Genomic DNA, 15,525 nt, shown 5'->3' on the forward strand with positions numbered 1-15,525 from the left:
TCAGCCACCTGATCATTCTGGCCGTCCGATACCGCCGGGCGCAGCAACCAGGCAACACGTCACCGCAGGGCGAACGTTGCCTGATACGGCACTAGCGAGACCACGTCACATCGTGCCCGGCAGCGCGGACACCCGAGCTCGGCTGGCCGCAACCATTTCCGCACCTCGCGGGTCACACCTGTGAAGCAGGGCGGGTTGGGACCCTCCCGGCGCACGGGAAGGTTTCGGTCGGATGGCACGACGATCACGGGTACGCGCCGCCGCGACGGCGGCGGCGGGCGCGGTGGCGCTGGTGGCGGGGGTGTTCGGCACGGGTCCGGCCCGCGCCGACACGGCGGACGCCGCACGAGAGATGACGGTCCGGTTCGCCGAGCACGAGCTCTTCATCGGGACGGAGCCGGCGAGCGTGAACCTGTCCTACCGGTGGAAGGTGGCCGGCGGGGGCACGGCACACCACGTCCACCTGACCGTCGACCTGTCCGGAGTGGCCGACTTCGCCGAGCCGGCACCGTCGGAGCACTGCGAGGGCAACCTCTGCACGCTGGACCTGGCGTCCGCCACCTCGGACTTCCACGCCATCACGCTGGTGCCGAAGCCCGGTGCGGCCATCGGCAGCAGCGGCACCGTGACCGTCTCCGGCACGGCGTCGGACGCCACCGTCACCGGCGACCACCTCACCCTGACCAACGGCAAGACGCAGCTGAAGGTGAGCGCGTCCGCCGAGCAGCTGGACCAGGTGCCGGGCGACACGCTGACCTTTCCGCTCCACGTGTGGAACAACGGCCAACTCCCTGCGGCCAAGGGGGTGCAGCTGCGGATCGACACCACCGCCGGGCTGCACCTCCAGGGCTCCTGGGCCAACTGCCGCGACGTGCCCGCGGGCGGCCGCGGGGGGCACATCGTGCACGAGACCCTGTGCGACTTCCCCACCCCGGTGGAGCCCGGCCGGCAGTACGCGTTGTCGTCGCCGCTGCGCGTCAAGGTCGGCGACGAGGCCTGGCGCGACAAGATCTTCTACGAATTCACCCCGCTGACCAGCGCCGCCCCCGCCAACGGCTCCGGGACCCCGCTGAGCCTGGTCCCGAGTGGCGCGATGCCGTCCGACGGGAACATCTCCCCGTACTTCACCACCTACGTCAACAGCGTCAACCACGCCGACTTCGCCGTCACCGGGGACACCGTCACCGGGCGGCGCGGCGGTCACGCCACGCTGCACGCCACGGTGATCGACCGGGGGCCGGCGGTGGTGGAGGACCTCCTCGACGACGACATCTCCCTCTCGGTCCTCGTCAAGCTGCCGCGGGGCACGAAGGCCACGAAGATCCCGGACAACTGCCAGCCGCCGCCCACGGACGACGGGTCGGACCCCGGCCCCCGGATGGGCCGGTCCTCCTACCAGTGCTACTTCGGCGACCCCGCCCCGGGGGACAGACACGTCCTGTCGTTCACCGTCGCCATCGGCCCCCGTACCCCAGCCGTCTCCACGGGCCAGGTCCGGGCGCTGGAGATCATGAAGGGGTTCGACCCCGACGCCTCCAACGACAGCGCGGCGCTGACCCTGCGGGTGGCGCAGGGCGGCTCCGCGGGCGGCGGTACGCCCGGCGGGTCCGACTCCGGCGGTACGCCCGGCGGGTCCGGCTCCGGCGGCGCGGCCGGAGCGTCCGGCTCCGTTTCGGGCGGCCCTTCCGCAGGGTCCGGACCGCTGGCCGACACCGGATTCGGCGGCGGCTGGATCGTCTGGGCGGCCGGCGCGCTGTTGCTGGCCGGTGGTGGGGCCGTAGCGCTCTCCCGACGGTCCCGCGGTGGGAATTGACACGTCGTCCGGGTGTCAGAACCGGTGCAGGGCATTTGCCCGTCTTCTACTTCTACGGAGAGCTGGCGGGGGTGTGTACCACCGCCGCGCGGCCCGCGACTACGAAGCCCTCCCGGCCCGCTCTGCCGCCATGATCTACCTTGCGATGATTGCCCTGATGGCCCGCCGACTCACCAGAGAATCCACCCCAACCTGGCGGGGACTCTAATAGCTCATCAAAGCCGCATCTCGGGACGAAACATCGGGCGATAACGCTCTCCGAGAACCCGCCGCCCACTTCGAACCCCGCGAAACGTGAGTTTTCCGTCATGGCCGACGGGCAACTTCACCTGGGAGCATGACTGCCCATCAGGTAGACGGGGGGAAAGCGGGATGACCACTGCGCACAGACGGGTTCGTGCGGCCGTGATCGTTGCGGCGGTGCTTGCGGCCGCCGGCTGTTCCGGCGGGGGCGGGGGCGACGCCGCTTCCAGGCCCTCCGCGACGACGACCGCGGCGGCCCCGGCCACCACCCCTTCGACGGCCTCCCCCACCCCTGCGGTCAAACCGTCGGACATCTACCCCACGAACGCGGCCGGCTGCCATCCGAACGCGAAGTGGAGTACGGCGAAGGCGGTGGACTGGGTCGACTGGGGGCAGGTCGGCACGCCCGCCCTGGGCCCGGGAGAGGTCCGGTTCCCCAAGTCCATGCCCGGCTTCGACGGGCCCCTGTGCGACCGGGTGACCGTCCAGATCCAGTACTGGCGCGTCAACTACCGGCCGTCCAGCGCCACTTCGGCCGCGGACCCGCTTTCGAGGGAGGTGAACTACGACTATGCCCTGCAGGCCCTCAAGCGCACCGAACTGCACATCGACGGCCGCAAGGTCCACGACGTGAAGCCGCCGAAGGGTTTCGCCTCGGCCAAGGCCAGCCCCTGCGACGGCTTCCTGGAGGCGATCTACGTCGGCGCACCGCTCAAGAACCGCGAACTGCCAACCAAGATCAGCACGGGCAACACGATCGTCGGCGACGACGTCACCTTCCCTACCAAGCGCGTGGTCGATTACCACGTGTTCGCGCCGTCCGCGCCCCAGCTCTGCGACGACAACGGCATCCCCACGGCATCCCCCGCACCGTCCGGCTACCCGTCGTCCGGCTTCGGGCTGTCCACGCCGTCCTACCCCGCCTTCGACCTCACGCCGAAGAGCTGAGCGGCCGGGGGCTACGCCAGCTCGCGCGCCAGCGCGAAGCCGTCGGTGGCCCTTGCCGCCCACCGCCTGCAGCGCCGTACCGGTCTCCAAAGAGACGAGCGGTGTTGACACAAGCAAGGGGCCCCTGAACTAACGTGTTCGCAAACACTGCAGGTCAGCGTGGGTAGTGAACTCGCGATCAGCTCAAGCTTCCACTTCGGGCTCTGCTGCGTGCGCCGAGCGCCGTCATTCACGCCCTGCACCTGTCCGTCTTCGGTGACGAGGTGAGCATCACCGGCCCCTATTGGCATGCCGGGCACGATGCTGAGGTCGTGCTCGACAAGGTCTTCGCTCTGTCAGCCATCGTCGAGAAGGAGACGGGGTTGACTGCGTATGACCCTCAGTCGGAACGTCCGCCGGCGGACGGGCAGCCGGAAGCCGCGACAGGGCTGATGTCGAGGATCACCGAGGATCTGCGCAGTCTTCACGGTGGTTGATCAACGGCCGACGGAGGTGTGATGGAGGCCAGTTGGGGTGCTACGCGGCACATGCGTGCCTGGTCGTCGGCGGACCCGCCATCGTGCGGACTGTTGTCGGCCGAGGTACGCGGAGGGGTGCGGGCAGTGACCGGTGGCGTCGAGCGTGACCAGGGTCGAGCCGGGGATCGACCGGTGGACGAAGGCGCCCACCTCCCGGGGTGCGATGACGTCCTGGGTGCATTCGAGAACCAGCGTCGGCACCCGCACCTTCTTCAGCTCGTCCCTCGCGTCCGACAGGAACAACGTGGTCCGGGCGAAGACGCGGGCCATGTCCGGGTCGGTGGCGCAGAAGCTGTTCTTCAAGGTGGTTCGACTCCAGGGAGTCCAGCAACTCGTCGATGTCCTCGGCGCTGAAGCCGCCCCGGTACCCCTCGTCGTCGATGTACCGCGGGGAGGGGGCCACCTTGACCAGCGAGCCGATCCGCTCCGGGGCCAGGTCCGCCGCGAGCACCCCGATCATCGCGCCGACCGAGTGCTCACGAACGCCTTGCCGTGGGCCGGTACCACCGTCGGCACCTGCGCGTTGCCGGTGACGGTCACATGGTCCTGCGCACGATGTCCATGCCCGGCAGTCCCTCAATCCTCGTCCGCATCCTGTGAACCGCCTCCGGGTCCCCCGACCGGGCCGCGGACACCTCACCCAAAGCCTGTGAGAAAGGCAAGCGGTTGAACGGCTTTTTGGGGGTAACCGGGAGAGCAAGAGTGGTAACCCGTATAGGAGGCCATGATGATCGCTCTGGGCGTCATCCTTCTCATAGTCGGTTTTCTGACCGGCGTCTCGATCCTGTGGACCCTCGGGATCATCCTGCTGGTGGTCGGCGCCGCCCTCTGGCTCATGGGGTCTATGGGTCACGCCGTCGCCGGTCGTCGACACTATTGGTGAATGCGCAGCTGACGCCGGGGGACGAGGAGACGCGAGCATCAGGCGTGCTGATCAGGCCTGCGCATCAGGTGTGCTGATCAGGCGCACTGATCAGCCGGCGAACTGATCACGCGGAGCGCTTGCGGGCCGCCGTCTTTTTCGCTGCCGTTTTCGTCGCCGTTTTCTTGGCGGTGGTTTTGGCTGCGGTTTTGGCGGTGGTCCTTTTCTCCGCGGACTTCGCCGTCGATTTCGTCGCCGTCTTCTTCGTCCCCTGCGTCGACTTGGCCGTCGACTTCTTCGCGGCCGCGGTGGTTTTCCTGGCCGCCGTCTTCTTCGCCGTCGACGTGGACTTCCGGCCCGACGGCTGCTTGGGCGTCGCCCGCGCCGACTTCCGGGCCGGGAGGTGTGTCACCTCCGCGTCCTCCGCGTCCTCCGCCTCTTCACCGGCCTCGGCCGGTTCCTCGCCCCGGGACTCCTTCGCCGCCCGGACGCTCTTCTCCAGGGCCGCCATCAGGTCGAGGACCTTGCCGCCGGGGGCCGCCTCCGGGGCCTCGGGGGGTGCCTCGCCCGCCGCCTTCGCGGCCACGACCTCCTCGAGCGCCTCCCGGTACTCGTCATGCAGTTCGGTGAGGTCGATCTCGCCGAGGGTGTCCATCAGGGCGTCCGCCAGGTCGAGTTCCTTGTCGTTGACCGTGACCTTGGTGTCCGGGGCGACTCCTTCCGGTGCCCGCACCTCGTCCGGCCAGAGCAGGCCGTGCATGGCGATCGCGTCCTCGACCACCCGAAGCATGCCCAGCCGTTCCTTGCCGCGGAGCGCGAACTTCGCGATCGCCACCTTGTTGCTGCGCTTGAGGGCCTCTCGCAGCAGGGTGTACGGCTTGGCGGCCGGGGCACCGCCCGCCGCCAGGTAGTACGCCGCGTCCATCTGCAGGGGGTCGATGCGGTCCGTCGGGACGAAGGCCACGATCTCGATCGTCTTGGCCGTGGGGAGCGGAAGGTGGGAGAGGTCCTCGTCGGTGATGGGGATGATCGTGCCGTCCGCGTCCTCGTAGCCCTTGCCGATCTCGGCCGAGGAGACCTCCTTCTCCTCCAGCTCACAGACCTTGCGGTAGCGGATGCGGCCGCCGTCCTCGGTGTGGATCTGGCGGAACGAGATCGAATGGCTCTCGGTGGCGTTGACCAGCTTGATCGGGATGCTGACCAGGCCGAACGAGATGGCGCCGTTCCATATGGACCTCACCTGCAGCACCCTTTCGGTCGTTTTCCGCCGTTATGCTCCAGTTTGCGTGAGATTCTCATCGTATGACGCCCATCACGGAGGTGGAGGGCAGACGGCTCGCCCTCAGCAACCTGGAGAAGGTGCTCTATCCGGAGACCGGGTTCACCAAGGGCGAGGTGCTGCACTACTACGCCACCAGCGCCGAGGTGCTGCTGCCGCATCTGCGGGACCGGCCGGTGTCCTTCCTGCGCTATCCGGACGGGCCCGGCGGGCAGGTCTTCTTCGCCAAGAACGTCCCGCCCGGTACGCCCGACTGGGTCACGACCGCCGAGGTGCCGCGGATGGAGGGGCCGGCGCGGATGGTGCTCGTCCAGGATCTGGCGTCGCTGATGTGGGCGGCGAATCTGGTCACCGAGTTCCACACACCGCAGTGGGTCGTCCAGGATCCCGGGGTCGCGGACCGGATCGTGTTCGATCTGGACCCGGGTCCGCCCGCCACCGTCGTCGACTGTTGCGAGGTCGCGGTGTGGCTGCGGGAGCGGCTCGCGGCGGACGGGATCGAGGCCTGCGCCAAGACGTCCGGGTCCAAGGGGCTGCATCTGCTCGCCGCGGTCCGGCCGACGCCGTCCGAGCAGGTCAGTGACTATGCGAAGCAGCTCGCGGTGGAGGCCGAGCGGGCCATGCCGCGGCGGGTGCTGCACCGGATGACGCGGAGCCTGCGGCCGGGGAAGGTCTTCGTCGACTGGAGCCAGAACGCGGCCCGGAAGACCACCGCCACCCCCTACACGCTGCGGGCCCGCCCCGAGCCCACCGTCTCCGCGCCGGTGACCTGGAGCGAGGTCGAGGAGTGCGGCGCACCGAGCCGACTCACCTTCCACGCCCAGGACATCGCCCCGCGCATCCAGGACTACGGCGACCTGCTGGCTCCCCTGCTCGACCCGGACTCCGCCGGATCCCTCCCCTGAGATCCCTCCGCTGAGATCCCTCCCCTGAGATCCCTTAGGCGCCGGCGCCCCGCAACGGCAGATGCCGTTCAGCCGAAGGGGCTTGGGCGCAGCATCCGGAAACCGCACGCCTCAGCGTCACTGCCCGGCCGGCTCGCCACCGGGCGTCACCCCCCCCCCACCGCCTCGGCCCGTCGCCGCCCGTCACACCCGCGACCACGTCCCCCGGTCCCGGGCCATCGCGTGCAGCGCCTCCACGTCCGCCGGTTTGAGTACGCCGCCCGTGCGGGCCAGGCCCTCGGTCTCCGTGTCCTTCAGGACGCGCAGGTCGCGGAGGGGGACGGTGACCGTCACGTCGGTGGGCTCGAAGAGGGCGAGGACCGGGTGGACCTCGGCCGTGAGCGCGTAGGACGCCCGGTCGGCGTCGGCGCGCACCCGCCGTAGGAGCGGGTGGGGGTCGCGGCGGCCCAGGGTGACCATGGGGTCCGCGACCGTCACCCGCTGCTTGCGGGCGTGGACGGTGTGGACGGCGAACAGGCCGCCGGGGCCGATCGCCAGGTGGTGGATGCGGTCGCCGCCGGGCAGCGGGACGGAGTGCAGGGCGTGCCAGCCCGCGCCGTCGAGACGGTCCAGGGCCTCGCCGACCGCCTGCTCGGCGGCCAGCGCGCGCCGGCGCGGGTCCGGGCGCAGCCGGTGGGCCGGGGCGGGGTCGCGGTCCAGGGCGACCAGCAGCGTCTCGCCGGGGCGGTTGGGCGCCAGGTCGTCGTCCGGGTGGAGGGACAGACGGGCCAGCTCGGCCGGGGTGGGCACAGGGGGCGGCCCGACGGCCACCGGGCCGGTGAGGAAGGGGCCCAGGGCCTGCAGCACCCCCTCCCGCTCCTCCTCGCTGAGCAGGTTGATCCTGGCCGCCTCACGGTCGTACCAGGCGACGTTGTGTCCGTCCGTGCGGCACACGTACAGCCGTTCCTGACCGTGCCTCCAGGTCGGTATGACGCGCAGTCCGTTCATGCACCATCACCCCATGACCATGGGAACAGGCGGGGTGCTCCATCGGCAAGAACCCGGTTACCTTTGAGAGCAGTTGGGCCCCACTGGAGGGGGATGGGGAGGCGTTGTTGCGTACCCGCAGGAAGCAACCCGACGTACCGGCTCCGGACGCCCCGTGGAGCGAGATCGTGCCTGGTCTGTGGATGGGCGGGCACGAGTTCCGGGGGCATACCGGGCAACTGGAGTTCGCCGTCGTACGGGATCAGTTCGATCTCGTGCAGACCTTGCTGAGGCTGCCGGGCCACGGGCCCGACCCGGGTGTGGAGCACCATGTCTGGCCCATACCCGACGGACCGCTGGACGGCACACAACTCGCGGGAGTCATTCGCCTGGCCCTGGCCGCGAGCGAGGCACTGGACGAGGGCCGCAAGGTCCTCGTCCGCTGTTACCACGGGTACAACCGCTCGGGCCTGGTGGTCGCGCACGCCCTGGTGCGCCGGGGCCACTCCGCCGAGCAGGCGATACGGCTGATCAGGTCCCGTCGCTCGCCGTGGGCGCTGCACAACGATCTGTTCGTCGACTATCTGCGGGCGGGGCTGCCGACGGCCCGGCTGCTCGAGGAGCTGGCCGAGTAGGTGCCTCGCGGGACCACCGAAGAGCGCGGGTAAGCGTTTCTTCCGGGTGATCGAGTAGCGGAGGTAATCGTTTCTTCGGCCGCCTAGGGTGTATCGGGCAACCCTGCCCTCCCGGCCCCCTGGAGCACCGTGCCCCGCACCCGCCCCCTGCGCACCGCGCTGGCCGTCGCCCTGCTGGCGGCGGCCGCTGCGGGCTGCGGTGACGCGGGCGGGCTGCGCGGCGCGGGGGCGACGCCGACCGCGACCAGCCCCGCCAAGCTGTGGCCCCAGCTGTCCCCGGCCGCGAGCCCGGCCTGGGACTACGACAACGGCGAGTCCGAGGTCATGAAGGGCGTCACCGCCCACGGCGGCGACATACGCAGGGTCGATCCGGTGACGATCGTGCGGGCCGAGATCGCCCAGCACCCGGACGACTACGCCGGCTCGAAGGCGCCCTACCGCGAGACCGCCCGCCGGATGGCGTACTGCGGCCGCAAGCCCGCGGACGAGCGGTGCCCGCTGCTCAAGGGCTACTACCGGGACCTCACCGGTGACGGGCGCGCCGATCTGACGCTGGGCTTCCGGCTGCTGCCGGGCACCCAGACCGCCGTACGCGTCTACACCGTCGAGGCCGGCCGGGTGGTGCAGGTGATGGCCAACGACGACGCGGTGAGCGGGGTGGAGCTGGCCGGGCACTCGGTGATCATCCACGCTCCCTCCGACCTCGCCGACTACGAGTACCGCTTCCAGTGGACCTGGGACCCCGACCAGAAGGTGATGCTGCTCACCCACGACGAGATGCTGCGCCTGGGCAAGCACGAGCACCGCCACCGCCGCTCCCCGTCCCCCTCGGCGACCCCATGACGCGGCTCGCGCTCCCCCACTGGGCCGGCACGCTCGCCGTGAAGGCCGCCGTCTTCATCACGGTGATGTGCTGCGGGCTCGCCGCGATGCTCGGCGTGCTGGTGCACGTCTCGGTGACCGACCAGACCGTCGGTCAGGCCCGCAGCCTCGCGCTGGCGCGGCTGGCGGACGCGACGAAGGCGTACCAGGCCGGGGACACGCTGCTGCCGGGGGCGAGCGTCGATCCGCCGGGGCTGCCGCACGCGCTGCGGGATCTGGCGGTGGCCGGGGACCGCGGCACGATGGTCTCCGACCACCACGGGCAGCCCACGATGTGGGCGGCCGGTCCCGCCGACCGGAACCGGGCGCTGGCCGTCGAGGTCGACTACGCGCAGCAGGCGCACACCATCGCCGGGCTCGACCGGGCGATCCTGTGGTCGTCGGGGCTGGCGATCGGGGCGACGCTGCTGGTGGGCGCGTTCGCGGTGACCCGGGTGACCCGGCGGCTGCACGCCACCGCGCAGGTGGCCCGGCGGATCAGCGCGGGTGATCTGGACGCGCGGGTGGGTGATCCGCGGACGAGGGACCAGAGCCGGCCGCAGGACGAGGTGGCCGCGGTCGCCGCCGCGCTGGACACCATGGCTGCCTCCCTGCAGGGCAAGCTGCTGAGCGAGCAGCGGTTCACGGCGGACGTGGCGCACGAGCTGCGGACACCGCTGACGGGGCTGCACGCGGCGGCCGAGCTGCTGCCGCCGGGGCGGCCGACGGAGCTGGTGCGGGACCGGGTGGCGGCACTGCGCACGCTGACCGAGGACCTGCTGGAGATCTCCCGGCTGGAGACCGGGCGGGAACAGCTCGAACTGGACGGCGAGGAGCTGGGGGCGCTGGCCGCGCGGGTGGTGCGGGCGTCCGGGACCGACACGGAGGTCGTGGTCCTGCGGGACACCCGCGTCGAGACCGACCGGCGGCGGCTGGAGCGGGTCCTGGGGAACCTGGTGGCCAACGCCCACAAGCACGGACGGGCGCCGGTGTCCGTGACCGTCGACGGGGCGGTGGTGACCGTACGGGACCACGGGGACGGGTATCCGGACTACCTGGTGGAGCACGGGCCGCAGCGGTTCCGCACCGAGGGCGGGGCCAAGGGGCACGGGCTGGGGCTGACCATCGCCGTGGGTCAGGCGGAGGTGCTGGGGGCCCGGCTTGAGTTCGCCAACGCGGTGGACGGCGGGGCCGTCGCGATCCTGACGCTGCCTCAGCCCGGGGCCGCTCTCCCCGATGGCGCAGTGCGACGGGCGGCCTCACCCGAGTCCTCCTAACGTGGCGATTAGTCAGGTTCGCCCCATTCGTGGAGGTATTCCCCCATGTCCCTGCGCTCCACCATCACGCGCCTCGGCATAGTCGCCGCGGCCGGCGCCCTCGTCACCTCCGCCGCCGTCACCCCCGCCCTGGCCGACAACGACTGGGGCAGCGGCGACTCAGGCTCGGACAACCAACAGAGTCAGCAGAGCCAAGAGAGCGGGCAGAGCTGGCAGGGTCAGCAGAGCCAACAGAACCAGCAGAGCTGGCAGAGCCAGCAGAGCCAGGAAAGCGGGCAGAGCTGGCAGGGTCAGGAGAACCAGCAGAGCTGGGAGCAGGGCGATCACGGCGGCGACCAACGGCTCGCCCGGGGTGTGGTCACCGCGAGCGAGCTGAACCTGCGCAGCGCGCCCAACCGGGGCAGCCAGGTGATCCGGGTGGCCCACCGGGGCGAGCGCGTCTCCATCTTCTGCAAGACGCCGGGTCAGAGCGTCGACGGCAACCGCCTCTGGTACCTCCTCACGGACGGCACCTGGGCCTGGGGTTCGGCCCGTTACATCGAGACCATCGGGACGCCGCCACGCTGGTGCTGAGTCCCTGAGGTCACAAGACCCACTATTTGGGTAAGTTCCGGACATGACCAACGCCGGAACCACCGTGGTACAGGCGGATTCTCCCGCCCGCGCGGTACGCCTCCCCCGGCGCCGTGGCATCGAGTTGGCCCTCATCGTCCTCGCCGTACTGCTGTCGGTGTACGGCTACTGCGCGGTGGGCCTCGCCCGATACGGCACCGTCCCGCCCGGCGCCGCCGGTTACGGCGCCGGGCTCGGCGTGCTCGCGCTGCTCGCGCATCTCGCGGTGCGAGTGCGGGCGCCGTACGCCGACCCGCTGCTGCTGCCGATCGGGGTGCTGCTCAACGGCCTCGGCCTGGTCCTGATCTACCGCCTGGACCTGGAGACCCCGGGCGACCGCGCGGCCCCCACCCAACTCGTCTGGTCCACGCTGGGCGTGACCCTGTTCATCGTGGTCGTCCTCATGCTGCGCGACCACCGCTGGCTCCAGCGCTACTCCTACGTCTGCGTCGCCGCCGCCCTCGTGCTGCTTCTGCTGCCGATCCTCTTCCCGGCCGTCAACGGCGCCCGGATCTGGATCCGGATCGCCGGATTCTCCATCCAGCCGGGCGAGTTCGCCAAGGTGCTGCTGTCGGTGTTCTTCGCCGCGTACCTGGCCGCGAACCGCAGCGCGCTCGCGTACACCGGCCGCCGGATCTGGTTCATGCAGCTGCCCACCGGTCGCGTCCTCGGCCCGATCCTCGCCATCTGGCTGCTGAGCGTCGGCGTCCTGGTCCTGGAGCGCGACCTCGGCACGTCACTGCTCTTCTTCGGCCAGTTCGTCGTTCTGCTGTACGTCGCCACTGGGCGCACCGGCTGGATCGCGGTCGGGCTGCTGCTGGCGGGCCTCGGCGCGGTCGCCGTCGGCTGGCTGGAGCCGCATGTGCACAGCCGGGTGGAGGACTGGCTGCACCCCTTCGCCTCCATCGACGCGGGCCTGGGCCCCGGCCAGCTCGCCCAGTCGCTCTTCGCCTTCGCGGCGGGCGGCGTGCTCGGCACCGGACTGGGCCTCGGCCACTCGCTGCTGATCGGCTTCGCCGTCAAGTCGGACTTCATCCTGGCCACCGCGGGCGAGGAGCTGGGCCTGGCGGGCCTGTGCGCGATCTTCCTGCTCTACGGCCTGCTGGTGGAGCGCGGCTACCGGGCCGGCCTCGCCCTGCGCGAGCCCTTCGGCCGGCTGCTCGCCGTGGGCCTCGCCTCGCTCATCGCGCTCCAGGTGTTCGTCATCGCCGGCGGAGTGACCGGCCTGATCCCGCTGACCGGCATGGCGATGCCCTTCCTCGCCCAGGGCGGCTCGTCGGTGGTCACCAACTGGGCGATCGTGGCGCTGCTGATCCGGGTGAGCCATACGGCACGCAGGGAGTACGACGGCGAGGTCGCCTCATGACCCGTTACATCCGGCACGCGGCCGGTTTCTGCGCCCTGCTGCTCCTCGCGCTGCTCGTCAACGCGGCCCGCGTGCAGGTCGTGCGGGCCGGTTCCTACGACGCCAACCCGGCCAACCGCCGCTCGGCCATCGCCCGTTACGGCCAGCCCCGCGGCGACATCCTGGTGGCCGGCGAGCCGGTCACCGGCTCCCGGGACTCCGGCCAGCAGCTCCGCTACGAGCGGACGTACGCGAACGGCCCGTTGTACGCCCCGGTCACCGGCTTCTCCTCGCAGGTGTACGGCACCACGCTGCTCGAGCACACCCAGGACGGGGTGCTGTCCGGCACCGACCCGCTGCTCACGCCGCTGCCGCTGTGGCACGGCCTCACACGCTCGCTCAGCCCCGGCGGGGACGTCGTGACCACCCTCAACCCGGCGGCCCAGCAGGCGGCGTACGAGGGGCTGGACGGGCGCAAGGGCGCGGTGGCGGCGGTGGAGCCGTCCACGGGCCGCGTCCTGGCCCTGGTCTCGACGCCCTCCTACGACCCCTCGGTCCTGTCCGGGAACGCGGCGGCCACCGAACGGTCCTGGGAGCGGCTGAACTCAGACCCCGACAAGCCGATGCTCAACCGGGCGGTGCGGCAGACGTATCCGCCGGGTTCGACCTTCAAGGTCGTCACCGCGGCGGCGGCGCTGGACGCGGGGGTGGTCACGGACCTGGACCGGCCGACGAGGTCACCGGACCCCTACCGGCTGCCGGGGACGCGGACCTGGCTGATGAACGAGGGCGACGGCTGCGAGGACGCTCCGCTGCGGGACGCCTTCGAGTGGTCGTGCAACACGGTGTTCGCCAAGCTGGGGGTGGATGTCGGGGTCACCGGCATGACGAAGACGGCACAGGCGTTCGGCTTCAACGACAGCGCCCTGCGGGTGCCGTTCTCGGTCGCGCGCAGCACCTTCGACACCTCGGTCGACAAGGCGCAGCTGGCGCTGTCGTCGATCGGCCAGTACAACACGCGGGCGACGCCGTTGCAGATGGCGATGGTCGCGTCGGCGGTCGCCGACGGGGGGCAGCTGCGACAGCCGTATCTGGTGGAGCGGACGACGACGGGCGACGGCGGCACCGCGTGGACGGCGGGCCCGCGTCCGGTCCGCCAGGTGATGCGCCCGGAGACCGCGGATCTGATGAAGGAGCTGATGGAGGGCGTGGTGACGGAGGGCACCGGCACGAACGCCGCGATCCCCGGCGCGATCGTCGGCGGCAAGACCGGAACCGCGCAGCACGGGGTCGGCAACGCCGGTACGCCGTACGCCTGGTTCGTGTCCTGGGCGCAGCGGGAGGAGGACCTGACGCCCAAGGTCGCGGTGGCCGTGGTGGTGGAGGACGGGTCGGCGCACCGGGGGGAGATCACCGGAGGCGGGGTGGCGGCGCCGATCGCCCGGGCGGTGATGGAGGCGGTGCTGAACTCCGGCTCGGGGTCCGGTGGTTGAGACGGGGGTACCGGAGGCGGAGGCTCCCTACCTAACGTTCGGTACATGACGACGACACCGGAAGCCGCGTACCAACTCGCCCAGGTCAACATCGCCCGGCTCAAGGCCCCGCTGGACTCACCGCAGTTGAAGGACTTCGTCGACGCCCTCGACCCCGTGAACGCCGACGCGGACGCCGCCGAGGGCTTTGTCTGGCGGCTGCAGGACGAGTCCGGTGACGCGACGGACGTGGCCGTCTTCGGCGACGAGTGGCTGATCATCAACATGTCGGTGTGGCGGGACCCGAACGCCCTCACGACGTTCATGTACCAGGGGCGCCACCGCGAGATGCTGGCCCGCAGGAGGGACTGGTTCGAGCGGGTGGCGGAGGCGATGGCGGTCCTGTGGTGGGTCCCGGCGGGCCACCGCCCCACGGTGGCCGAGGCGGAGGAACGCCTGCTGCATCTGCGCGCCAACGGCCCGACGTCGTACGCCTTCACCCTGCGCACGACGTTCCCGCCGGCCCTGGGCGACCCGCGTCCGCTGACCGGCGAGATCCCCGAGGACCTGGGCTGCTCGGTCTAGGGCCCGCCCGTCAGGTCTCGACCGCGCCCGTCTCGATCGCCTCCTCCACCTCCGCGACCCGTTCCCGCTCCTCCGCCGCGAAGCGCTCCGCGTCCAGCTTCTCCGCGATCTCCTCGTCCTGGGCCATCAGCAGGTCCAGGTTGGAGTCGCCCATCTCGAAGACGCCCATGTCGACATAGGCCTGCTGGAGGCGCTTGCCCCACAGGCCGATGTCCTTGACGCACGGGACGATCCGGGAGAAGAGCAACTGCCGGAAGAGCGCCAGGAACTCGGACTTCTCGCTGTACTCCTCCGCCTCGGCCGTCGGGATGCCGAAGTTCTCCAGGACCTCGACCCCGCGCAGCCGGTCGCGCATCAGGTAGCAGCCCTCGATGACGAACTCCTCGCGCTCGCGCAGCTCGGCGTCGGTGAGCTGCTTGTAGTAGTCGCGCAGGGCCATCCGGCCGAAGGCCACGTGCCGGGCCTCGTCCTGCATGACGTAGGCGAGGATCTGCTTGGGCAGGGGCTTGGTCGTGGTGTCGCGGATCATGCCGAAGGCGGCCAGCGCCAGACCCTCGATGAGCACCTGCATCCCCAGATAGGGCATGTCCCAGCGGCTGTCGCGGAGCGTGTCGCCCAGCAGCGACTGGAGGTTGTCGTTGATCGGGTAGACCATCCCGACCTTCTCGTGCAGGAACCGGCCGTAGATCTCCGCGTGCCGCGCCTCGTCCATGGTCTGCGTGGCCGAGTAGAACTTGGCGTCCAGGTCCGGCACCGACTCCACGATCCGCGCCGCGCAGATCATCGCGCCCTGCTCGCCGTGGAGGAACTGGCTGAACTGCCAGGACGCGTAGTGCTGTCGCAGTTCCCCGCGCTCCTTCTCGCTCATCTTCGCCCAGTACGGCGTCCCGTACAGCGAGATGGACTCGTCCGGGGTGCCCAGCACGTCGTGCGGGTCGACCTCCAGATCCCAGTCGATGCGCCGCTGCCCGTCCCACTGCTTGTCCTTGCCCTTCTGGTAGAGGGCGAGCAGTCGTTCGCGGCCGTCTTCGTACTCCCAGCTGAAACGGGCCGCGCCAGACGCGGGGACCTGCCAGACATAGTCACCGGGGTCGTTGGTGTACAGCTCATGGGTCGGCATACCCCGCAGGCTCACATGTAGACGCCGAGTCAACAAGTCCCGTGCAGGGGATTGACGGGCTTGCTGACAGGCAGTCTCATAAGT

General features: G+C 70.7%; 15 protein-coding genes and 2 pseudogenes. 13 read left to right on the forward strand and 4 right to left on the reverse strand.

From position 1 onward, the window contains the following. Positions 1 to 232 precede the first annotated feature (232 nt). The 4 genes and pseudogenes from ABZZ74_RS37840 (at position 233) to ABZZ74_RS37855 (ending at position 3,480) form a co-directional block, all read left to right on the forward strand. The gene (locus tag ABZZ74_RS37840; RefSeq protein ID WP_356772896.1) at positions 233 to 1,813 is read left to right on the forward strand and encodes a hypothetical protein; all 1,581 of its coding nucleotides are present in this window, start codon (positions 233 to 235) and stop codon (positions 1,811 to 1,813) included. A 73-nt stretch (positions 1,814 to 1,886) separates the two neighbouring features. Then, a pseudogene (locus ABZZ74_RS37845) lies at positions 1,887 to 2,021 on the forward strand (IS5/IS1182 family transposase); the annotation flags it as partial. Between the two features lie 164 nt (positions 2,022 to 2,185). Further along, on the forward strand, positions 2,186 to 3,004 hold the full coding sequence (locus tag ABZZ74_RS37850; RefSeq protein WP_356772898.1) for a hypothetical protein: 819 nt from the start codon (positions 2,186 to 2,188) through the stop codon (positions 3,002 to 3,004). Between the two features lie 263 nt (positions 3,005 to 3,267). Further along, positions 3,268 to 3,480: a hypothetical protein gene (locus ABZZ74_RS37855; RefSeq protein WP_356772900.1), complete on the forward strand. Its 213-nt coding sequence runs from the start codon at positions 3,268 to 3,270 to the stop codon at positions 3,478 to 3,480. On the opposite strand, the pseudogene ABZZ74_RS37860 reads toward ABZZ74_RS37855, so the two are convergent. Further along, a pseudogene (locus ABZZ74_RS37860) lies at positions 3,481 to 3,997 on the reverse strand (alpha/beta hydrolase); the annotation flags it as partial. It lies immediately after the preceding gene. 252 nt (positions 3,998 to 4,249) lie between these two features. Here ABZZ74_RS37860 and ABZZ74_RS37865 point away from each other — a divergent pair. Continuing rightward, positions 4,250 to 4,405, forward strand: a complete 156-nt coding sequence (locus ABZZ74_RS37865; protein WP_356773005.1) for a DUF6131 family protein — start codon at positions 4,250 to 4,252, stop codon at positions 4,403 to 4,405. 106 nt (positions 4,406 to 4,511) lie between these two features. On the opposite strand, the gene ABZZ74_RS37870 is transcribed toward ABZZ74_RS37865, so the two are convergent. After that, on the reverse strand, positions 4,512 to 5,624 hold the full coding sequence (locus ABZZ74_RS37870; RefSeq protein ID WP_356772902.1) for a Ku protein: 1,113 nt from the start codon (positions 5,622 to 5,624) through the stop codon (positions 4,512 to 4,514). Between the two features lie 62 nt (positions 5,625 to 5,686). Here ABZZ74_RS37870 and ligD point away from each other — a divergent pair, with 62 nt between their 5' ends. After that, a complete protein-coding gene (gene ligD, locus ABZZ74_RS37875) occupies positions 5,687 to 6,568 on the forward strand; it encodes a non-homologous end-joining DNA ligase (RefSeq protein WP_356772904.1) in 882 nt (293 codons plus the stop codon). Positions 6,569 to 6,751: 183 nt separating this feature from the next. Here ligD and ABZZ74_RS37880 read toward each other — a convergent pair whose 3' ends face one another. Beyond that, positions 6,752 to 7,555, reverse strand: coding sequence for a nuclease-related domain-containing protein (locus ABZZ74_RS37880; RefSeq protein ID WP_356772906.1), 804 nt, complete (start codon positions 7,553 to 7,555; stop codon positions 6,752 to 6,754). A 107-nt stretch (positions 7,556 to 7,662) separates the two neighbouring features. Here ABZZ74_RS37880 and ABZZ74_RS37885 point away from each other — a divergent pair, with 107 nt between their 5' ends. From ABZZ74_RS37885 to ABZZ74_RS37915, 7 genes are all read left to right on the forward strand, one after another. Next, positions 7,663 to 8,169 carry a dual specificity protein phosphatase gene (locus tag ABZZ74_RS37885; RefSeq protein ID WP_356772908.1) on the forward strand — a complete coding sequence of 169 codons (507 nt, stop codon included), beginning with the start codon at positions 7,663 to 7,665 and terminating at the stop codon, positions 8,167 to 8,169. Positions 8,170 to 8,298: 129 nt separating this feature from the next. After that, positions 8,299 to 9,012, forward strand: coding sequence for a hypothetical protein (locus ABZZ74_RS37890; protein WP_356772910.1), 714 nt, complete (start codon positions 8,299 to 8,301; stop codon positions 9,010 to 9,012). Next, on the forward strand, positions 9,009 to 10,307 hold the full coding sequence (locus ABZZ74_RS37895) for a HAMP domain-containing sensor histidine kinase (RefSeq protein ID WP_356772912.1): 1,299 nt from the start codon (positions 9,009 to 9,011) through the stop codon (positions 10,305 to 10,307). Before ABZZ74_RS37890 ends, ABZZ74_RS37895 begins: the two co-directional genes overlap by 4 nt. Positions 10,308 to 10,352: 45 nt before the next feature. Continuing rightward, complete coding sequence (locus tag ABZZ74_RS37900; RefSeq protein WP_356772914.1) at positions 10,353 to 10,880, forward strand: SH3 domain-containing protein; 528 nt, start codon at positions 10,353 to 10,355, stop codon at positions 10,878 to 10,880. 43 nt (positions 10,881 to 10,923) lie between these two features. Further along, on the forward strand, positions 10,924 to 12,285 hold the full coding sequence (locus tag ABZZ74_RS37905; protein WP_356772916.1) for an FtsW/RodA/SpoVE family cell cycle protein: 1,362 nt from the start codon (positions 10,924 to 10,926) through the stop codon (positions 12,283 to 12,285). Then, positions 12,282 to 13,757 (forward strand): penicillin-binding protein 2, encoded by a 1,476-nt coding sequence (locus ABZZ74_RS37910; protein WP_356772918.1) that lies wholly within the window; start codon positions 12,282 to 12,284, stop codon positions 13,755 to 13,757. The genes ABZZ74_RS37905 and ABZZ74_RS37910 overlap by 4 nt, the downstream gene beginning before the upstream one ends. A gap of 45 nt (positions 13,758 to 13,802) precedes the next feature. Further along, positions 13,803 to 14,321: a DUF3291 domain-containing protein gene (locus tag ABZZ74_RS37915; RefSeq protein ID WP_356772920.1), complete on the forward strand. Its 519-nt coding sequence runs from the start codon at positions 13,803 to 13,805 to the stop codon at positions 14,319 to 14,321. A 10-nt stretch (positions 14,322 to 14,331) separates the two neighbouring features. On the opposite strand, the gene ABZZ74_RS37920 is transcribed toward ABZZ74_RS37915, so the two are convergent. Next, positions 14,332 to 15,441, reverse strand: coding sequence for a ferritin-like domain-containing protein (locus ABZZ74_RS37920; protein ID WP_356772922.1), 1,110 nt, complete (start codon positions 15,439 to 15,441; stop codon positions 14,332 to 14,334). Positions 15,442 to 15,525: the final 84 nt, after the last annotated feature.

Source organism: Streptomyces sp. NPDC006476 (assembly GCF_040612015.1).
In the GTDB taxonomy this organism is placed as follows: Bacteria; Actinomycetota; Actinomycetes; order Streptomycetales; family Streptomycetaceae; genus Streptomyces; species Streptomyces griseorubiginosus_B.

Coding starts and splice junctions, on each gene's coding strand:
- ABZZ74_RS37840 (WP_356772896.1), top strand. CDS start 233: ATGGCACGACGATCACGGGTACGCGCCGCCGCGACGGCGGCGGCGGGC.
- ABZZ74_RS37850 (WP_356772898.1), top strand. CDS start 2,186: ATGACCACTGCGCACAGACGGGTTCGTGCGGCCGTGATCGTTGCGGCG.
- ABZZ74_RS37865 (WP_356773005.1), top strand. CDS start 4,250: ATGATCGCTCTGGGCGTCATCCTTCTCATAGTCGGTTTTCTGACCGGC.
- ligD (WP_356772904.1), top strand. CDS start 5,687: ATGACGCCCATCACGGAGGTGGAGGGCAGACGGCTCGCCCTCAGCAAC.
- ABZZ74_RS37880 (WP_356772906.1), bottom strand. CDS start 7,555: ATGAACGGACTGCGCGTCATACCGACCTGGAGGCACGGTCAGGAACGG.
- ABZZ74_RS37895 (WP_356772912.1), top strand. CDS start 9,009: ATGACGCGGCTCGCGCTCCCCCACTGGGCCGGCACGCTCGCCGTGAAG.
- ABZZ74_RS37900 (WP_356772914.1), top strand. CDS start 10,353: ATGTCCCTGCGCTCCACCATCACGCGCCTCGGCATAGTCGCCGCGGCC.
- ABZZ74_RS37905 (WP_356772916.1), top strand. CDS start 10,924: ATGACCAACGCCGGAACCACCGTGGTACAGGCGGATTCTCCCGCCCGC.
- ABZZ74_RS37910 (WP_356772918.1), top strand. CDS start 12,282: ATGACCCGTTACATCCGGCACGCGGCCGGTTTCTGCGCCCTGCTGCTC.
- ABZZ74_RS37915 (WP_356772920.1), top strand. CDS start 13,803: ATGACGACGACACCGGAAGCCGCGTACCAACTCGCCCAGGTCAACATC.
- ABZZ74_RS37920 (WP_356772922.1), bottom strand. CDS start 15,441: ATGCCGACCCATGAGCTGTACACCAACGACCCCGGTGACTATGTCTGG.